Source organism: Scopulibacillus daqui (assembly GCF_016908855.1).
Taxonomy (GTDB): domain Bacteria; phylum Bacillota; class Bacilli; order Bacillales; family Sporolactobacillaceae; genus Scopulibacillus_A; species Scopulibacillus_A daqui.
Window position 1 is genome coordinate 1 of sequence record NZ_JAFBER010000016.1, and the last position, 18,556, is coordinate 18,556.

The 18,556-nt window shown below is 43.2% G+C and carries 17 protein-coding genes and 2 pseudogenes; 14 read left to right on the plus strand and 5 right to left on the minus strand.

Annotated features, from left to right (window positions below):
* Positions 1-204 (plus strand): hypothetical protein (locus JOD45_RS11330; protein ID WP_205004009.1); only part of this gene is annotated, 204 nt, incomplete at its 5' end.
* Between the two features lie 8 nt (positions 205-212).
* Here the strand turns inward: JOD45_RS11330 and JOD45_RS11335 are convergent.
* Positions 213-479: a DUF2627 domain-containing protein gene (locus JOD45_RS11335; protein WP_205004010.1), complete on the minus strand. Its 267-nt coding sequence runs from the start codon at positions 477-479 to the stop codon at positions 213-215.
* Between the two features lie 128 nt (positions 480-607).
* Here JOD45_RS11335 and JOD45_RS11340 point away from each other — a divergent pair, with 128 nt between their 5' ends.
* The 13 genes and pseudogenes from JOD45_RS11340 (at position 608) to JOD45_RS11400 (ending at position 14,939) form a co-directional block, all read left to right on the plus strand.
* Positions 608-2,671 carry a sigma-54 interaction domain-containing protein gene (locus tag JOD45_RS11340; protein ID WP_205004011.1) on the plus strand — a complete coding sequence of 688 codons (2,064 nt, stop codon included), beginning with the start codon at positions 608-610 and terminating at the stop codon, positions 2,669-2,671.
* Between the two features lie 124 nt (positions 2,672-2,795).
* Complete coding sequence (gene yqiS, locus JOD45_RS11345; protein ID WP_205004012.1) at positions 2,796-3,698, plus strand: phosphate butyryltransferase; 903 nt, start codon at positions 2,796-2,798, stop codon at positions 3,696-3,698.
* Positions 3,699-3,778: 80 nt separating this feature from the next.
* Entirely contained in the window at positions 3,779-4,873 is a 1,095-nt protein-coding gene (gene bcd, locus JOD45_RS11350) for a branched-chain amino acid dehydrogenase (RefSeq protein ID WP_205004013.1), read from the plus strand.
* Between the two features lie 15 nt (positions 4,874-4,888).
* The gene (gene buk, locus JOD45_RS11355) at positions 4,889-6,016 is read left to right on the plus strand and encodes a butyrate kinase (RefSeq protein ID WP_380898719.1); all 1,128 of its coding nucleotides are present in this window, start codon (positions 4,889-4,891) and stop codon (positions 6,014-6,016) included.
* Between the two features lie 88 nt (positions 6,017-6,104).
* On the plus strand, positions 6,105-7,526 hold the full coding sequence (gene lpdA, locus JOD45_RS11360; protein WP_205004015.1) for a dihydrolipoyl dehydrogenase: 1,422 nt from the start codon (positions 6,105-6,107) through the stop codon (positions 7,524-7,526).
* A 13-nt stretch (positions 7,527-7,539) separates the two neighbouring features.
* Positions 7,540-8,532, plus strand: coding sequence for a thiamine pyrophosphate-dependent dehydrogenase E1 component subunit alpha (locus JOD45_RS11365; RefSeq protein WP_205004016.1), 993 nt, complete (start codon positions 7,540-7,542; stop codon positions 8,530-8,532).
* An 11-nt stretch (positions 8,533-8,543) separates the two neighbouring features.
* Positions 8,544-9,527: an alpha-ketoacid dehydrogenase subunit beta gene (locus JOD45_RS11370; RefSeq protein WP_205004017.1), complete on the plus strand. Its 984-nt coding sequence runs from the start codon at positions 8,544-8,546 to the stop codon at positions 9,525-9,527.
* A 27-nt stretch (positions 9,528-9,554) separates the two neighbouring features.
* Entirely contained in the window at positions 9,555-10,835 is a 1,281-nt protein-coding gene (locus JOD45_RS11375) for a dihydrolipoamide acetyltransferase family protein (protein WP_205004018.1), read from the plus strand.
* A 214-nt stretch (positions 10,836-11,049) separates the two neighbouring features.
* Positions 11,050-11,238: pseudogene (locus tag JOD45_RS11380) on the plus strand (AIM24 family protein); the annotation flags it as partial.
* Positions 11,239-11,365: 127 nt separating this feature from the next.
* A complete protein-coding gene (locus JOD45_RS11385; protein ID WP_205004019.1) occupies positions 11,366-11,797 on the plus strand; it encodes a BrxA/BrxB family bacilliredoxin in 432 nt (143 codons plus the stop codon).
* A 280-nt stretch (positions 11,798-12,077) separates the two neighbouring features.
* Entirely contained in the window at positions 12,078-12,404 is a 327-nt protein-coding gene (locus JOD45_RS11390; protein ID WP_205004020.1) for a MarR family transcriptional regulator, read from the plus strand.
* A gap of 310 nt (positions 12,405-12,714) precedes the next feature.
* Positions 12,715-13,878, plus strand: a pseudogene (locus JOD45_RS11395) (MFS transporter); the annotation flags it as partial.
* Positions 13,879-14,369: 491 nt separating this feature from the next.
* Positions 14,370-14,939 (plus strand): NAD(P)H-dependent oxidoreductase, encoded by a 570-nt coding sequence (locus JOD45_RS11400; protein WP_205004021.1) that lies wholly within the window; start codon positions 14,370-14,372, stop codon positions 14,937-14,939.
* A gap of 193 nt (positions 14,940-15,132) precedes the next feature.
* Here the strand turns inward: JOD45_RS11400 and JOD45_RS11405 are convergent, their stop codons facing one another.
* From JOD45_RS11405 to JOD45_RS11420, 4 genes are all read right to left on the minus strand, one after another.
* Positions 15,133-15,531, minus strand: a complete 399-nt coding sequence (locus JOD45_RS11405; protein WP_205004022.1) for a 5-carboxymethyl-2-hydroxymuconate Delta-isomerase — start codon at positions 15,529-15,531, stop codon at positions 15,133-15,135.
* Positions 15,532-15,584: 53 nt separating this feature from the next.
* Positions 15,585-16,355: a fumarylacetoacetate hydrolase family protein gene (locus tag JOD45_RS11410; RefSeq protein WP_205004023.1), complete on the minus strand. Its 771-nt coding sequence runs from the start codon at positions 16,353-16,355 to the stop codon at positions 15,585-15,587.
* Entirely contained in the window at positions 16,352-17,143 is a 792-nt protein-coding gene (locus tag JOD45_RS11415) for a fumarylacetoacetate hydrolase family protein (RefSeq protein WP_205004024.1), read from the minus strand. The genes JOD45_RS11410 and JOD45_RS11415 overlap by 4 nt, the downstream gene beginning before the upstream one ends.
* A 332-nt stretch (positions 17,144-17,475) precedes the next feature.
* Positions 17,476-18,549, minus strand: coding sequence for an ABC transporter ATP-binding protein (locus tag JOD45_RS11420; protein ID WP_205004025.1), 1,074 nt, complete (start codon positions 18,547-18,549; stop codon positions 17,476-17,478).
* Between the last annotated feature and the right edge of the window lie 7 nt (positions 18,550-18,556).

The window sequence follows — 18,556 nt, forward strand, 5'->3', positions numbered from 1 at the left end:
AAGGTTCATGTCGAGTTTGGGATTGTGGCATTAGCCCACAACATACTGAAAGCAGCCGGCATCCGCCAGCTGCTTTCGAAGAAAAATCGAAAAAAGATAAAAGCAAGTGGAGAAAAACAATTTGTTTTTCTCCACTTGCTTCATTTTAAGGACTTATCAGACAAGCCCTTTAAGCAGTCTAAAAGCAGATCAATGGTTTATTAACCATCAGATCACTGTCTTTTGCTTATTCCGTTATTTATCTTATTTCTTCTTTTTTCACGGTATGAATAATTCCTTTTTTTATCTCGATAATAAATCCATCCGCCGATAAAGGAGACGCCGGCTAATGCAAAAACAAATCCGCATACAAATTGCAGCCAAATCCATGGAAAAGGCGGGTTCAAAAAATCAAAGAGTGTATCGCGCATTAATTTAATGCCGACTGCTGCGATCGCTCCGGGAACAACAATAAGAAGAAGTGCAATAAAACGGGACATACAAACACTTCCTTTATCAGTCTTTTCATTATATTTTACCTAATCAAAATAAAACTGTCCAATTGTCAATGTCTGCTTATTTCGGGTAAGATAGTTATGAAAAACTTTGCAAAGGCGGTGGGAGGAAAATGAAATCGGTGCTCATCATTGGCGGTCAAAAACAAAGTCTGGATATTTTGAATATGCTGGTTGATTCAAATGTTTTTAAGATTGTTGGCGTCGTTGATGAAAATGACCAGTCACCGTGTGTTCAATTTGCAAAGCGAAAAAGCATAAGCTGCGGGCCATCCTGGGAGCCGTTCATTCATGATCAACTGGATATTATTTTAATGGCTTCAGAAAAGCCTAGCCTAACAGAAATCACACAGAAGAAGTCAGCCGGTACTGTTGTTATCCCTTATGAAATTGTGAACCTTGTTTCACAGCTCATCTCGCAAAAAGAAAGCTTAATTAAGCAGCTGAGAAAACGCACCCACCAACAGCAGCTGATATTAGAACTGACGCACGATGCTATGATAGCCATTAACAATAAGGAAGAAGTCACGCTCTTTAACCCAAGCGCAGAAAAGATTACCGGGTATAAAAGCGAGAAAGTGTTAGGAAAAAAAATCGGTGATGTTATGCCGTCAACAAGGCTGACAAAAGTCATGGAAACCGGGCAGCCGGAAATTAATCAAGAACAGCAGTTGGATAACGGCAAGAAAATAATAACGACAAGATTGCCAATTACCGATTCAAAAAAACGCATTTTAGGCGCCTTTGCTGTTTTTAAGGACATCACGGTTATTGAGGATATGGCTGAAGAGGTAACCAATCTTAAAAGCATCCAAACAATGCTGACGGCTATTATCCAGTCTTCTGAAGAGGCCATCTCAGTTGTGGACGAACATGGCCGGGGGTTAATTGTCAATCCGGCTTATACAAAATTAACGGGCCTGAGTGAAAAAGATGTTATTGGAAAGCCGGCAACCGCTGATATTTCTGAAGGTGAAAGCATGCATATGAAAGTGCTTCGAACAAGGAAGCCTGTCCGCGGTGTGCGCATGCGCGTCGGTCCTGCCAAGAGGGATGTTATCGTCAATGTGGCTCCCATTATCGTTAATGGCAAACTAAAAGGCAGCGTGGGTGTTATTCAAGACATGTCTGAAATTACATCGCTCACTAATGAACTTCATCGAGCCAGGCAAATTATAAGAACGCTTGAAGCAAAATATTCATTTGAAGATATTATTGCCCGGTCTGAAGAAATGCGTCTGGTTATTGAACAAGCAAAATTAGCGGCCTCAACACCGATCACCATACTGCTTCGCGGCGAATCCGGAACGGGCAAAGAATTGTTTGCTCATGCTATACATAATGCCAGCGATAGAAAGTACAAGAAATTTATTCGCGTCAATTGTGCAGCGATTTCAGAATCCTTGTTGGAAAGTGAAATGTTTGGCTATGAGGAAGGCGCTTTTTCAGGAGCCAAACGCGGAGGCAAACGGGGTTATTTTGAAGAAGCTAACGGCGGCAGCATTTTCCTCGACGAAATTGGAGAGCTTTCAACACATATGCAGGCTAAGCTGCTCAGAGTCCTGCAGGAGAAGGAGATTGTTCGTGTCGGCGGGACGAAACCTATTCCAGTTGATGTCCGTGTCATTACAGCCACAAATGTCAACCTTGAAAAGCGGATAGCAGAAGGGGCGTTTAGGGAGGACTTATATTACAGACTTAACCGCATGCCGATTTTTATACCGCCATTAAGGCAAAGAAAAGAAGACATTGCCGACCTTTCCGCACATTTAATTAATAAAATTAACCAAGACTACGGAAGGAACATCGAGGGGATTTCTTCTGATGCCATTGAAGTTCTCAAGCAATACAGTTGGCCTGGGAATGTCAGAGAGCTTGAAAATGTTCTTGGGCGGGCGATCATCCATATGAATTTTCATGAATCGCAAATTTTATCAAAGCATATTCCCCCATTAAATTTAGATCCGAAGTCAGAAACACATCACAACAATGATCGCCTGAAGATGGCCGGTACACTTATCGAACAGTTAAGCCAATATGAAAAAGAAATTGTCAAAAAGGCGTTAAAAGAAAACCATATGAATAAGACCAAAACCGCAAAGGACTTGGGCATTTCTGTCCGGAATCTTTATTACAAAATGGAAAAACACGGGATTGCAAAAGACGGCATGCAATAATTTTCACATATGAAAAACATTGCATGGTTGATATCCTATTAAATAAAGCGTTTTCAAAATAAATCAGTTGGCATGAAAATTGCATATAAAAAGTTGGTCGGAATGAAGCGAAAGGGGATGGCTAATGTCACTCGAACAACTCAGAAACGACATCATTAAAAGTGAAGATAAAGTGATTGCAGTTGCACAAGCCGACGACAAAGCGGTATTGCAAGCTGTAACCGCTGCAGTTAATGAACAGCTCGGACGTTTTATTTTGTTTGGAGCTAAACATCAAATTGAAGAAAAACTAAAAGAAATTTCCGAACCCGATATTTTTGAAAAAGTTGAGATTGTTCATACCGAATCGGAACAAGAAGCCGCTGCCCAGGCGGTTCGGGCTGTCTCAGACAAAAAAGCAGACGTCTTAATGAAAGGGCTGCTTCCAACTGCTGTGCTCCTAAAAGCTGTTCTTAATAAAGAGTATGGCATACGAAGCGGAAAAACACTTTCACATGTTGCTGCTTTTGAAGTTCCCGGCTATAAACAGCTCATATTTGTAACTGATCCAGCAATGAACATCGCACCTGATCTCGATCAAAAAGTAGATATTATTAATAACGCTGTTCAAGTTGCGCGATCAGTCGGGTGTGATCAACCAAAAGTCGCGCTGCTCGCGGCAGTCGAAACGGTGAATCCGAAAATGCCGGCTACTGTTGATGCGGCGGCTTTGACACAAATGAACAAGAGGGGGCAAATCGCAAATTGTATCATTGATGGTCCGCTTGCGCTTGATAACGCTGTTTCTTTAGAAGCAGCCGCACATAAAAAGTTGCAAAGCCCTGTTGCCGGTCAAGCCGATATTCTTGTTGTTCCAAACATTGAAGTAGGCAATGTGCTTTATAAATCGCTCGTATATTTTTCTGGAGCGAAGGTAGGAGCCATTGTGACCGGTGCGAAGGCGCCAATTATTTTAACTTCGCGATCCGATACACCGGAAAATAAATTAACATCTATTTTGCTTGCTGTTAAAGCATCAGCCAAATAGTTCACTGTTACAAAAAAGGCAAGACGTTTTTTTAGTTTTTATAAAATGACATGATTTAATCAATAGGGAGGCATTATAACATGGAAATTCTAAAATATATGGAAAAATATGATTACGAGCAAATGGTTATTTGCCAAGATAAGCAATCCGGATTGAAAGCGATTATAGCGATTCATGATACAACGCTGGGACCGGCGCTTGGCGGGCTAAGAATGTGGAATTATGATTCAGAAGAAGCAGCTATTGAAGATGCGCTTCGTCTGGCGCGAGGTATGACATATAAAAACGCTGCAGCGGGATTAAATCTTGGCGGCGGTAAAACGGTTATTATCGGCGATCCGCGCAAAGATAAAAATGAAGCCATGTTCCGTGCTTTGGGCCGCTATATTCAAGGATTAAACGGCCGTTACATTACAGCTGAAGATGTAGGCACAACTGTAGAAGATATGGATATCATCCATGAAGAAACGGATTATGTGACAGGCATTTCACCGGCTTTTGGTTCATCAGGAAACCCTTCTCCTGTGACTGCTTACGGCGTCTACAAAGGAATGAAAGCAACAGCAAAACATGCCTTTGGGTCAGACTCCCTTGAAGGAAAAACAATCGCTGTACAAGGGGTAGGCAATGTTGCATACAGCTTATGCGAACACCTTCATCAGGAAGGCGCAAACTTAATTGTTGCTGATATAAATAAAGAAGCCGTTCAAAGAGCGGTTGAAGCTTTTGGTGCGAAAGCAGTTGATCCTGATGACGTTATTGGCGTGGACTGTGATATCTTTGCTCCGTGTGCATTAGGCGCGGTCATTAATGATGAAACCATTCCGAAGCTTAAAGCAAAAATGATTGCCGGCTCAGCCAACAACCAGCTTCGTGAAGACAAGCACGGTGATATCCTCTATGAAAAAGGCATCGTTTATGCTCCGGATTATGTTATCAATGCCGGCGGTGTCATTAATGTCGCCGACGAATTATTAGGCTACAATCGTGAGCGCGCCATGAAGAAAGTTGAAGGTCTATACGACAGCTTAATGAGCATTTACGAGATCTCAGAACGTGAAAATATCCCAACTTATAAAGCGGCTGACCGTTTGGTTGAAGAGCGTATCGAATCAATGAAAAATACCCGCAGTACTTTTTTGCAAAACGGCAAACATGCTTTAAGCCGTCGTTAATATGATAAATTCATCATGGGGGGATTTACATTGCAACAAAATGAGTACCGCATCTTGGCTATCAACCCAGGATCTACTTCAACAAAGATCGCAGTATACAGTGATGAACAACCGGTTTTTGAAAAAACAATCCGCTATGATGCAAGTGAATTAGCCGGATTTAAGACGATTATCGACCAATATCAAATGCGGAAAACATCTATACTAAAAACGCTGGATGAAGAGGGATTAAATCTCTCTCATCTCAGCGCTGTTGTCGGCCGGGGCGGCTTATTGCGGCCAATCGAAGGCGGCACATACGCTGTTAATGACAAAATGCTTGAAGATCTTCGGGCTGGTTACAGCGGCGAGCACGCGTCAAACCTTGGCGGCATTCTTGCATTTGAAATCGGCGAACAGCTGAACATTCCTTCATTTATTGTTGATCCGGTCGTTGTTGATGAAATGGAACCGATTGCCCGGATCTCAGGTTTTCCAGATATAGAAAGAAAAAGCATTTTTCATGCTTTAAACCAGAAAGCGGTTGCCCGCCGTGTTTCAAAGCAGCTTGGCAAAGACTACAGCGAGCTTGATCTTATTGTTGCTCATATGGGCGGCGGTATAACAGTCGGCGCGCATAGAAAAGGGCGAGTGGTTGATGTTAACAATGGTTTGCATGGAGAAGGTCCTTTTTCACCTGAAAGAGCGGGAACAATTCCAGTCGGCGACCTCATCTCTATGTGCTTTTCAGGCGAATATTATAGAGATGAAATGATGAAGAAAGCAGTTGGTCAAGGGGGACTTGTCGGTTATCTTAATACAAATGACGCAGTAAAAGTCGAAGAAATGATTGAAAAAGGCGATGAATACGCCGTATTAATTTATGATGCCATGGCTTATCAAATTGCTAAAGAAATCGGTGCTGCAAGCACTGTTTTTAAAGGGAAAGTCGACGCCATTATATTAACCGGCGGCCTTGCGTACGGAAAAGATTTCGTCAAATCGATTATAGAGAGAATCGACTGGATTGCTGATGTTATCGTCGTTCCTGGTGAAGACGAATTGCGGGCGCTTGTAGAGGGAACGCTTCGCGTGCTTCGCGGAGAAGAACAAGCTAAGGTTTACCCTGCAAGTCCGAAACCTGCTCAAATGGTAAAACAATAAGCTTTTTCATGACATCACGAAAAGAAACGGACATTGATCAATCAAATGTTGCTTAGTTTTGAAACCTTTAAAGGAGTGTTATATCCGCATGGCAGAAAATTATGATTTAGTTGTACTTGGGGGAGGAACGGGCGGCTATGTTGCCGCTATTCGAGCAAGTCAGCTTGGCTTAAAAACAGCTGTTGTCGAAGCTCGGGAACTTGGCGGTACATGCCTGCATCGGGGCTGTATTCCAAGTAAAGCGCTATTAAGAAGTGCGGAAGTTTTTGCGACAGCAAAAGAAGGCGAAAAATACGGCGTTATGGCTTCAGATGTCAAGTTAGATGCCGTAAAAGTCCATGATAGAAAAAAAGCCATTATTAATCAGCTTCATAATGGTGTGAAATACTTAATGAAAAAAGGAAAGATTGACGTTTATGAAGGATACGGCCGCATATTAGGTCCTTCTATATTTTCGCCGATGCCCGGCACTATTTCCGTTGAAATGAATAACGGCAATGACAATCAAATGCTTGTCCCGCAAAATGTCATTATTGCTACTGGCTCCCGTCCGCGTACGCTTCCGGGATTGGATATTGACGGTGAACAAGTCATTTCTTCTGATGAAGCCGTCCAATTAGAAGAACTGCCTTCTTCAATCATTATTGTCGGCGGCGGTGTTATTGGTGTAGAATGGGCTTCGATGTTCTCTGATTTTGGCGTTGAAGTTACTGTTTTGGAATATGCTGACCGCCTTATTCCGACAGAAGATAAAGATATCTCAAAAGAAATGCAAAGCCAGTTAAAGAAAAAAGGCGTTAACATAGCGACCGGCGCCAAGGTGCTGCCTGAATCGCTTGAAAAGGGCGGCAAAGTGAAGATTAAAGCGGAAATTAATGGACAATTAGAAACATATGAGGCTGATAAAATTCTTGTATCGGTTGGGCGTCAAGCGAACATTGAAGATATCGGACTGCAAAACACAAGCATTAAAGCTGAAAAAGGCCTTATTCAAACAAACGAATTCTATCAGACAGCTGAATCCCATATCTATGCCATCGGAGATTGCATCGGCGGCATGCAGCTTGCACACGTAGCTTCCCACGAAGGGATAACGGCGGTTGGGCACATTGCAGGTCACGATGTTAAACCGATTGATTATACACAAGTGGCTCGTTGTATTTATACTCGTCCAGAGGCATCAGCTGTTGGTCTGACGGAAGATGAAGCCAAACAGCAAGGCTATGACATTAAAGTAGGCAAATTCTCTTTTAATGCTATAGGTAAAGCGCTGGTATACGGCGAAGCGGATGGATTTGTGAAAATTATTGCAGATAAGAAGACAGATGATATTCTCGGTGTTCATATGTTCGGCCCTCATGTGACTGACTTAATTTCTGAAGCTGCGCTTGCGCGGGTTCTTGATGCAACACCATGGGAAATCGGAGAAACCATTCATCCTCATCCAACATTATCTGAAATCATGGGTGAAGCGGCTTTAGCTGTTGATGGCAAAGCTATTCATTCTTAGGGAGGTTAGAAGTATGACGAATAATCGTCACGAGAAATTAGGATTATCGGACGAATCCGTTCTTGAAATGTATGAAACGATGCTGCTGGCAAGAAAAATTGATGAACGTATGTGGCTGTTAAACCGTGCCGGCAAGATTCCGTTTGTCATTTCTTGTCAGGGACAGGAGGCTGCTCAAGTCGGCGCCGCTTTTGCTCTTGACCGCAAAAAAGATATCATCGCCCCTTACTACCGTGATATGGGTATGGTTATTGCCTTTGGCATGACGGCGAAAGATCTTATGCTATCCGGTTTTGCAAAAGCTGAAGACCCAAATTCCGGCGGCAGACAAATGCCTGGACACTTCGGCCAAAGAAAAAACAGGATTTTAACACAATCTTCCCCTGTAACGACTCAAGTCGCTCATGCGGTCGGCGCTGCATTAGCAGGCAGAATGAAAGGCGAAAATATTGTTGCCTTAACTACATTTGGCGAGGGTTCTTCAAACCAAGGCGACTTCCACGAATCGGCTAACTTTGCCGGTGTTCATAAATTGCCGGTTATTTTTATGTGTGAAAACAATAAGTATGCGATTTCTGTTCCGGTAAAAAAACAATTAGCTTGTGAAAATGTTTCTGACCGGGCTCAAGGCTACGGAATGTTTGGCAAAACGGTTGACGGAAATGATCCGCTCGCTGTATATGAGGCTGTGAAAGAAGCCGCAGACCGGGCAAGAAAAGGCGAAGGCCCAGCGCTTATTGAAACCGTTTCTTATCGTTTAACCCCGCACTCCAGCGACGATGATGACCGTACATACAGGACGCGCGAAGAGGTTGAAGAAGCTAAGAAAACAGACGGTTTAATCACATTTGCCGCTTATTTGAAAGATGTTGGCATTTTAACAGACGAAAAAGAAAAAGAACTCAATGATAAGATTGCTGCAATTGTAGATGAGGCTACTGACTATGCGGAGAACGCTGAGTATGCAGAGCCGGAATCTGCACTGAAATATGTCTACGAGGAATAGGAGGGGGACACATGGCTGTTATTTCATATATAGATGCGGTGACACAAGCGCTGAAAGAAGAAATGGCATTAGATGAAAACGTCTTTATCTTAGGAGAAGATGTTGGTGTTCGAGGCGGTGTTTTCAGAGCTACAGCAGGACTGATTGAAGAATTTGGGGAAAATCGCGTCATGGATACACCGCTGACAGAATCGGCAATTGCCGGAGTTGGCATCGGCGCCGCTATGTACGGTATGCGTCCAGTAGCCGAAATGCAATTTGCAGATTTTATTTTGCCGGCTGTGAACCAGATCATATCGGAAGCTGCTAAAATCCGCTATCGTTCCAACAATGATTGGCATGTCCCGTTAACGATCCGCGCTCCTTACGGCGGCGGCGTTCACGGCGCGCTTTATCATTCTCAGTCTGTTGAGGCTATTTTCGCAAATGTTCCTGGGCTGAAAGTGGTCATGCCTTCAACACCTTATGATGTCAAGGGCTTGCTTAAAGCGTCTATTCGCGATAACGACCCGGTTATTTTCTTAGAACATAAACGTGCTTATCGATTAATCAAAGGCGAAGTGCCGGAAGACGATTATACATTGCCTATCGGCAAAGCCGATGTTAAGCGTGAAGGTGATGACGTTACTGTCATCACATACGGATTAGCTGTCCATTTTGCCCTTCAAGCGGCTGAGAAATTGGAGAATGAAGGCATTTCTACTCATATCTTGGATTTAAGAACGGTTTATCCATTAGATAAAGAGGCGATTATCAGCGCAGCAAAGAAAACAGGCAAAGTCTTGCTTGTCACTGAGGATAATAAAGAAGGCAGCGTTATCGGTGAAGTATCAGCGATCATTGCTGAGGAATGTTTGTTTGACTTAGACGCCCCAGTTAAGCGGCTTGCGGGACCGGATATACCTGCGATGCCATATGCACCGCCTATGGAGAAATTTTTCATGATTAATCCTGAAAAAGTCGAAAAAGCAATTAGGGAACTCGCTGAATTTTAAGAGGTTATCAGATAGGAGGTTATCCATTTGGCAACAGAAAAAATTACAATGCCGCAGCTTGGCGAAAGTGTCACAGAGGGAACAATAAGCAAGTGGCTGGTTGAGCCCGGCAATGAAATAAAGAAATATGATCCGATTGCAGAAGTAACGACCGACAAGGTAAATGCAGAGGTGCCTTCATCGTTTACAGGTGTCATCAAAGAAATCGTTGCTTCAGAAGGCGAAACACTGGCCGTCGGCGATCTGATGTGTTATATCGAGACGGAAGGATCAGGGGACGATACCGCAGCAGATACAAGCGGCGCGGGTAAAGCAGAGAACGAAAACAAACAAGAAGCACCCGCTGAAAAAGATACAAGCATGAAAAAGCGGTATTCTCCGGCAGTTTTAAGATTAGCTCAGGAAAACGATATCGACCTGGAACAAGTTGAAGGCACTGGCAAAGGCGGACGGATTACAAGAAAAGATATTCTTAAGCTGATTGAATCCGGCAATGTTCCGAAACCTGATGATAAACCGAAAGAAGAAGCAGTTAAGCCGCAAAAACAACCTCAAGCTTCAGATAAGAAAGAAACAGCGCAGCCTGCATCTGTTCCTGTCGCTCCGGGGGACGTTGAAATACCGGTGAACGGTGTCCGCAGAGCGATCGCAAACAATATGGTGCGAAGCAAGCATGAAGCGCCGCATGCTTGGACGATGGTTGAGGTTGACGTGACAAACCTTGTTAATTATAGAAATAGAGTAAAGAATGATTTTAAAAATAAAGAGGGCTACAGCCTGACTTTCTTGCCGTTCTTTATCAAGGCAGTCGTCGAAGGCCTGAAAGAATTCCCTCGCCTAAACTCAATGTGGGCAGGGGATAAAATCATTGAGAAAAAAGAGATTAATATTTCTATCGCAGTAGCTACCGATGATGCGCTTTATGTACCTGTGATCAAGGGCGCTGATGAAAAAAGCATCAAAGGTTTGGCCAAGAGCGTAAACGAACTGGCAGGAAAAGTGCGCAGCAATCGTTTGACTGGCGACGATATGCAAGGCGGAACGTTTACTGTCAATAATACAGGGTCATTTGGTTCAGTTCTGTCTCAGCCAATTATTAATTACCCGCAAGCGGCCATTCTTTCTGTTGAATCAATTGTTAAACGCCCGGTTGTCATGGAAAACGGCATGATCGCCGTAAGAGATATGGTTAATTTATGCTTATCTCTTGATCATCGCGTTCTTGACGGATTAGTAGCAGGCCGTTTCTTGGCTCGCGTAAAAGAAATATTGGAGAACATCTCCGAAGACAATACATCAATATATTAAAAAAAGGGGGCTGCCCTTTAAGTCATAGTTATTGGCTTATGGGCAGCCCTTAAAAATATATTAGGGGGTAAAAGGATTTGGAAGTGTTATGATATTAGTTCCTATACCCTTTAAGAAAAATATTAAACCCTATATAAAAGATTTTAATAGCCCATTGATTATCGTATAATAAAATCAAAATGATCTGTCTCAGTATAGATTTGGAGGGCTGTCCTTGAACACTCATGACATAGATTACAAAATTTATGGGGATGATATGCAATTTGTTGAAATTGAACTTGCCCCTGATGAAACGGTCATAGCAGAAGCCGGCGCTCTTATGATGATGGACGACGATATAGAAATGGAGACGATTTTTGGCGACGGCAGCAAAGATGAGGGCAGTGTTTTAGGCGGATTATTTAAGATGATCGATGGGAAGTAATCAATTTTTTAAACAAATGAATAATGAGAAGGTTGTTTATTTGTTTTTTTAGATTATTTCAAGTTACAATTAATATAAGACAAGCTATTTTTAAGGAGTGGAAATAATGGGTATGGATTTTAATATTTTTATGAATGATATTGTTAATACAGCTCGCCGTGAAATAACCGAAGCGGGATACAAAGAGTTAAAGACGCCTGAAGAAGTAGACGAGGCCTTGCAAAAGCCGGGGACTGCATTTGTGATGATTAATTCTGTTTGCGGATGTGCCGGCGGTGTTGCTCGTCCTGCGGCAGCGTATGCGGCAAATTGCTATCATAAACCAGACCAATTTGTTACTGTTTTTGCAGGACAGGATAAGGAAGCAACTGAACGTGCGCGTGAATATTTTACAGGTTATCCGCCATCGTCGCCTTCCTTTGCCTTATTAAAAGACGGCAAAATAATTAAAATGATTGAACGTCACGAAATTGAAGGCTACGAGCCTATGGAAGTTGCCAATAAAATAGAAAAACTTTTTGATGAGCATTGTTCATAAGAAAATTTTTTGAAAGCTGTTTACCGATTGAAGTAAGCAGCTTTTTTTGCGCCTTATTTTGGAACAATTCATAACCCGTTTTAATAAAAATATGGGGGGGCAATAAAAATATTTACTTTACATAGTTAAACTATTGACACTACCTTATTATTTAGGTTAGGATATTATCAGTGATTTTAAAGGGGGACTTATTATTACAAAGGAATCCATTTATTCATCTGTTAATCCCTTTATCGCAGCCATACGGCTCCTTCGAAAAGATATACGCAAGCATATTAACGTGGAAGTGACAGGCTCTCAATTTCATCTGCTGCTGCTCTTAGATCATTATGGTCCATTGAAAATGTCTGAAGTCGCTGAGCACTTGCAAATTTCTTTAGGAGGAGCAACATCTCTTGTTGATCGTTTATACAAGATCAATCTTGTCAAACGATTAAGGTCGGATGAAGATCGGCGTGTTGTAAAAGCAGCGCTTACTGATAAGGGATCAAATTATCTGCATGAAGTAAGGGAAGCTTCAAATGAAGTGCTTGATCGCTATTACAAGAAGCTTAGCCCTGAAGAAGTGGTTGAACTCGAAAGGCTTTGCCGAAAATTATTCGAATAGCCTTTCCAGCAGCATTAGAAAGGAGATGAGGCCGTGAGCTGAAAAGCGCATCGGTTCTTCTTTTTGCATGTATGCAAGAAAAGTCATCTTGTTAAGGACAACATAGAAAGCAGTGAACAGTGTAAGAGAGGCTTATGGTCTGAAGCCTGCTGGCAGCCAAGTCTTCTTTATAAATTTGTAGATTTATATTTTTAGATTACTATTTTTAACTATCAAAAGGAGGTTTTCGGGGGTGCAACAAACCATTCATCCTTCATCGCCCCAACCATCGGCGCACGGCGATAGCCATAAGATAAGCTTTAATCAACCGATGGCTGTCTGGGCCGTATGTTTTGCCTGTGTCATTTCGTTCATGGGTCTCGGATTAGTTGACCCTATTCTAACGTCTATTGCCAAAAGCCTTCATGCAACAGCTAGTCAGACTGAATTGCTGTTTACTAGCTATATGTTAGTTACAGGTGTTATGATGTTAATTACTGGTGCGGTTTCAAGCCGTATCGGAGCAAAGTGGACGTTGCTCATTGCCCTTATTTTAATTATTGTTTTCTCCGCACTGGCTGGAATGTCCAATACAGTAGGTGCAATTGTTGGATTCCGTGCCGGCTGGGGGCTTGGCAATGCTTTATTCATTGCGACTGCTCTGTCGACAATTGTTGGTGTATCCACCAGCGGCACAGCAGGTGCTGTTATTCTTTATGAAGCTGCGCTGGGATTAGGTATGTCTGTCGGCCCGCTTGCCGGCGGTCTCTTAGGCGGCATCAGCTGGCGCGGGCCATTCTTTGGCGTCGCTGTTCTTATGTTAATTGGATTTATCTTTTTAACTATTTTTCTCCCTAACCTGCCTAAGCCAAAGAAAGCAACTTCTATAGCGGATCCGATTAAGGCATTGCGCTATGGCGGCTTATTGACAATGGGTATTACAGCCCTTTTGTATAACTATGGATTCTTTACTTTGCTTGGGTATTCACCATTCGTCTTGCACATGGGCATCCATTCGCTGGGATGGGTATTCTTTGGCTGGGGTATTTTCATGGCGATTACCTCAGTATTCATTGCGCCTATTCTGCAAAGACGCTTTAATGTGCGCCGGACAATGAGCTTGATGCTTTTCCTATTAATGCTGGTTATGCTGGCTATGGGTCTTATTTTGCAAGCTCATTCATCTGTCATTAATATACTCGGCATCCATATGCAAGCTCGTACAGCGCTGGCTGCACTCGTTATTATTGCAGGGTCCTGCCTTGGCATTAACGGTACTTTGGTTACAACATTAGTGATGGAAGTTTCTCCTGTTGAGAGATCTACAGCTTCTGCGGCATACAGCTTTTTGCGATTTATCGGCGGGGCTATTGCACCATTTCTTGCCGGTAAGCTGGCTGAGTGGTTTGATCCAAGTATTTCGTTCTATGTCGCTGCTGCTGCGTTCCTTCTTTCTATTTGCGCAGCATTTATAGGAAAGAAATTCCTTGATAATCCGAACAAGGAACAGAAAGAAACCGCTCAAACGCAAGCGAAACCTGCTGTTCACCCGCATCCTAAACCTGAGTTTGCTGCGGCTTCTCAGCAAAACCATGCGGAGCGATTAAGTGCAAATGATCATTTAGATCATAAAGCGGCTGCCGCGTTCCAAGCAGAAAAGCCTTTTCCAAGTACAGCTGACAAACAGCAGCAAAAAAGTTTAGATGCGGATTTCCGCAAAGCTATTAAGGCTTTCCAAACACCTGCTCAGCCTTCGCATCACAATCATGGATACCTGAAGGATTCAGATTATCGGAAGGCTCTTAAAATGTTCCTTGAAAATAACGATAATGATGTTAATGAGGAAATAAATAATGACAAAGAATTTCGAGATGCTATAAGGAAAATTCAGCAAAACGCTCAGCGTTCCGAAGAACAGCTTGTCAGCGATGAAGGCATTCGGAAGGCATTGCGTTCAATTAACCGTGAGATGAAGGAGGTCAATCGATGAATATTTACATCGTTTATGATAGTGAAGACGGTCATACAGAACAGCTGGCTAAGTCAGTGGCTAAAGGGGCACAAAAAGTAGAAGGGGCGAAGGTCTTTTTAAGCCACGTAGACCAGGCAGATGTTAGAGATTTAGCAGAAATGGACGCCATCATCTGGGGGTGTCCCGGACATTTTGGCACCATTAGCTCTGGTTTGAAAGAATGGATTGACAAACTTGGATATTTATGGGCCAAAGGCGAATTGATCGGCAAAGTAGGGGCGGTATTCTGTACAACGGCTACTATCCACGGCGGTATAGAAGCTACAATGCTTAACTTAATAACGCCGATGCTTCACCAAGGCATGATGGTTGTCGGATTGCCGGCTAATATACCTGAAAATGCATTGTACGGCAGTTATTATGGCGTAGGTGTGACATCTCCAATTGAAGATGCAAATGACGTCCTGGGACAATCGCTTTTTGAAAAAGGCCTCAAGTTGGGCGAACACCTTGGTGAACATGTAGCTAATGTTACAAGTACATTAATCAGGGGTAAACAAAACAGCCCGCAATTATCCAGATAAACTGTATTCATCAAGTGATGATATCCCTGTTAATCTGCCTAAAAACACCCTATTGAGCAGACAGCAAAAAGTCTGCCAATGGGGTGTTTTTTTAAACCATAATAAAAGAGTTGAAGAATCCTTAAAAGAAAAAATCCAATCGCCGGGAAATTTTTTGGCGATTGGGTACTGTTATGTTTCGTTTGCTTCTTTATTAAGATAAGTATGGCTTTTTAAAGCGGGAATGGATATTATTGTGTTTATACGTGCCGCCCTCTCCGAATTCGACTAAATCTAATGACAGGGCAAGATAGCGTTTTTCGAACAGTTCGGCAAAGTGTGCTTTAATAACATCAAAGAGCGCTTCACATGTCTCTTTTTTATCGGCTTCTGAGCGACCTGAGCCAATCTTAAAAGTAACATGTACAAAAGCGTCATCTTCAGATCCATCTGCAATACAATAATCATGGAGTTCAATCGCTCTTGAGCGAATGCCTCCAGTCGGGAAAATGTGACTCCGTGATATAAGGACGCCGTTCAGTTTTTTTAATAAATCCGGAATATCGGCTTCTGATTTAATGTTGTCCGTATATTCTACAATGATATGCGGCATGGTTTCGGCCCCTTTCTATAGTTTGCCATGACAGGCGTTCCAACACATATCATTTAAGTTTCCGATCCGGCAATTGAAAAGGCTTCATCGCTGACAATCGTGTTGACAAGCCGGCCAATGCCTTCTATTTCCGTAACCACTTCATCGCCGACTGCAGTATCAATCGACCCTTTAGGCGTGCCGGTAAGGATAACGTCGCCTTTATCCAGCGTCATGAATCCGCTTAAATATTCAATCAAATCAGGAATGCTGAAAATCATATCACTTGTTGTTCCTTCTTGTGTTATTTTCCCGTTAACGTAAGTGCGAAGGGTAAGATTCATAGGATCAGGGACATCTTCAGCATCGACGAGCCATGGTCCGATAGGTGTACAAGTGTCCCGGTTTTTGACTCTTAAGTTAGGTCGATAGTAGTTTTCCAGATAGTCCCGAAGCGCATAATCATTGGCAACAGTGTAGCCTTCGACATAATTGTAAGCTTCTTCTCGTTTGACATTGCGGGCTTTTTTGCCTATAACAACAGCCAATTCACATTCATAGTGCATATAAGCAACATCCGAAGGACGCCGTGTTTGAGCATTATGACCGACGAACGTGTTTGGGCCTTTCAAAAAGACCACCGGCTCGGTCGGGGCTTTAAATGCCAATTCATTGGCATGATCGGCATAGTTTAACCCAAGTGCGAAAACAGTGCGAGGCTCGATAGGAGGGAGCCACACGACTTCATTTTCCGAGACCATTCTCCCATCATTTAATTTTAACCGGCCGTTAAACTCTACGGCATGATGAATAGCGCCGGCATAGGCAACGCGTGCTCGTTTCATCGTACGGCCTCCTTAACCAGTTCTTTTTCGCTTGCAATATGATTTTCTAATACACCAACTTCATCAATTTCAATTCTGACAATATCGCCTTTTTTAGCCAGCGGCGCATTCTCGGGCACGCCGACGAGAAGGACGTCGCCGGCATTGAGTGTCATAAATTCTGTGACATCTGAGATCAAGCGGCTGACAGGGCGGATAAGGTTATTCGTATTGTTGCTTTGTTTTAATTCCCCATTAATAAAAACCCTTACATTTAAATCATCTGGATTTGTAACCGCTTTCCTGTCGATGACCCAAGGACCCACAGGGCAAAATCCGTCACGGCATTTTTGCATTACAGCCGGCCGGTAAACGCTTTCGTGGGGGATGCTGACATCATTAACGACCGTGTAACCGGCGATGTATGATTCAGCTTGTTCTTCATCTACGCGCACCGCTGTCCGGCCAATGACAATGCCGAGGGCAGCGCCGATTTCAACCTCTGTAATATCTTCAGGCAATGGAATCGGCATGCCGCAGCTGATGATCGTATTTGCAGGTTTGATATACAAAATAGGCGCTTTTGGCGGCGCTTGATAAGGCGGTTCATTAACGGATTCACCGAGAGCAGCAAGCGCGCCCTTATAATTCAGAGCCGTGCCATAGATTGTTCCCGAAACAGGAATATCCCACGGCAAATCTTTTAAACTATGATGGTTATGATCTAAAATAGCAGTCCCGTCCGCTGGATTAACATAAAATTCGGCTGTCTGTCTGGAACCGCATAATTGACCTGTTGCCTTCTTCACATTATCACCCCGCGATTCATAACTTCATAATAGGAAAAGTAAGTTACACCTGTACAGAAAACAATTTCGTTAATTTTCAGAAGGCTTGTAATATACACGATAGCATATATCATTTTAATTTTCAATGTTCTAACCATTCTGCTTTCCTGTTAATGTCATTTTGGATGTTGCGGATTCAGAACGGCATCAAGTTCAGCTATTTGTTATACAATGGTTGGGGAAATACCCTAGAACAACTCAGCCCGGCTCACAAGGAGGATTGTTCCATTCGCCGGGAGGCCAGGCTGGCGGAATAAACAAAACCATCCCAAAAACAAGGGATGGTTTGGATATTATACCGGCATTGATATTTGATCTTGTTTGTTTTTGAAAGGATAGGCCATCACTTCGCCGTCAACTTTCAAACCGACAATATCGCCGATATTATAATTAGACAAACCGCTTACCCTGGCAGAGACCTCAAATTCTCCTTGGGGATGATCAATGATGCGTAAAGTAAGCAGTGCGTCATGGCCAAGATATTTCACTGCGGTGACTTGGGCGCGGATGCCTTCTTCCGGATGCTGGATGATAAATTGCTCAGGGCGAATCATGACTGTCGCTTGGTTAGATGAAGCCTGACAGCATGACTGGATAGGTAATTGGCCAAATATACAATTGGCACAGGCGTTTTTGATATTTGCTGTCAGCTGGATTGTTTCACCAACAAAATTTGCTGTTTCAAGGTCAACAGGGGATTTATATAATGTCATTGGATCAGCCGTTTGAATGATTTGCCCATCCTTCATAACTGACACAATATCAGCCATTGACAAGGCTTCTTCCTGATCATGGGTAACGATAATAGCCGTTGTTCCTAATTCTTTAAGAGCCTGGCGGACATCTTCACGAAGCGCAGCCCGGAGCCCGGCATCCAATGCGCTAAAAGGTTCATCAAGAAGAATAAGTGATGGCGAGGGAGCCAGTGCTCGGGCCAGCGCCACCCGCTGCTGCTGCCCGCCTGAAAGCTCATGCGGCATGCGATCGCCCAAATTAGCCATTCCAGTTAACTCTAACATCTCCTCAACACGGCCTGAGCGGCGCAGCTTGCGCGGTAAGCCAAAGGCAACATTGCCGGCAACAGTAAGGTGAGGAAACAAAGCGCCTTCTTGGGGAACATACCCAATTTTACGCTTTTCCGGCGGCAGGGTGCGGCTGCTGTTGCAGACGACTGTATCACCGACTTTAATTTGGCCGATTTCAGGTTCTTCAAAACCGGCAATCGTTCTTAGCAACGTTGTTTTGCCGCATCCAGAAGGACCGAGTACAGCCGCGATTTGACCGGATGGTACATGCAGGTTAACATCACGAAGCACATTAACTTTTCCAAATGACTTATTAAGCGACGTTATCCGCAAGTCTTTCATTATAAAT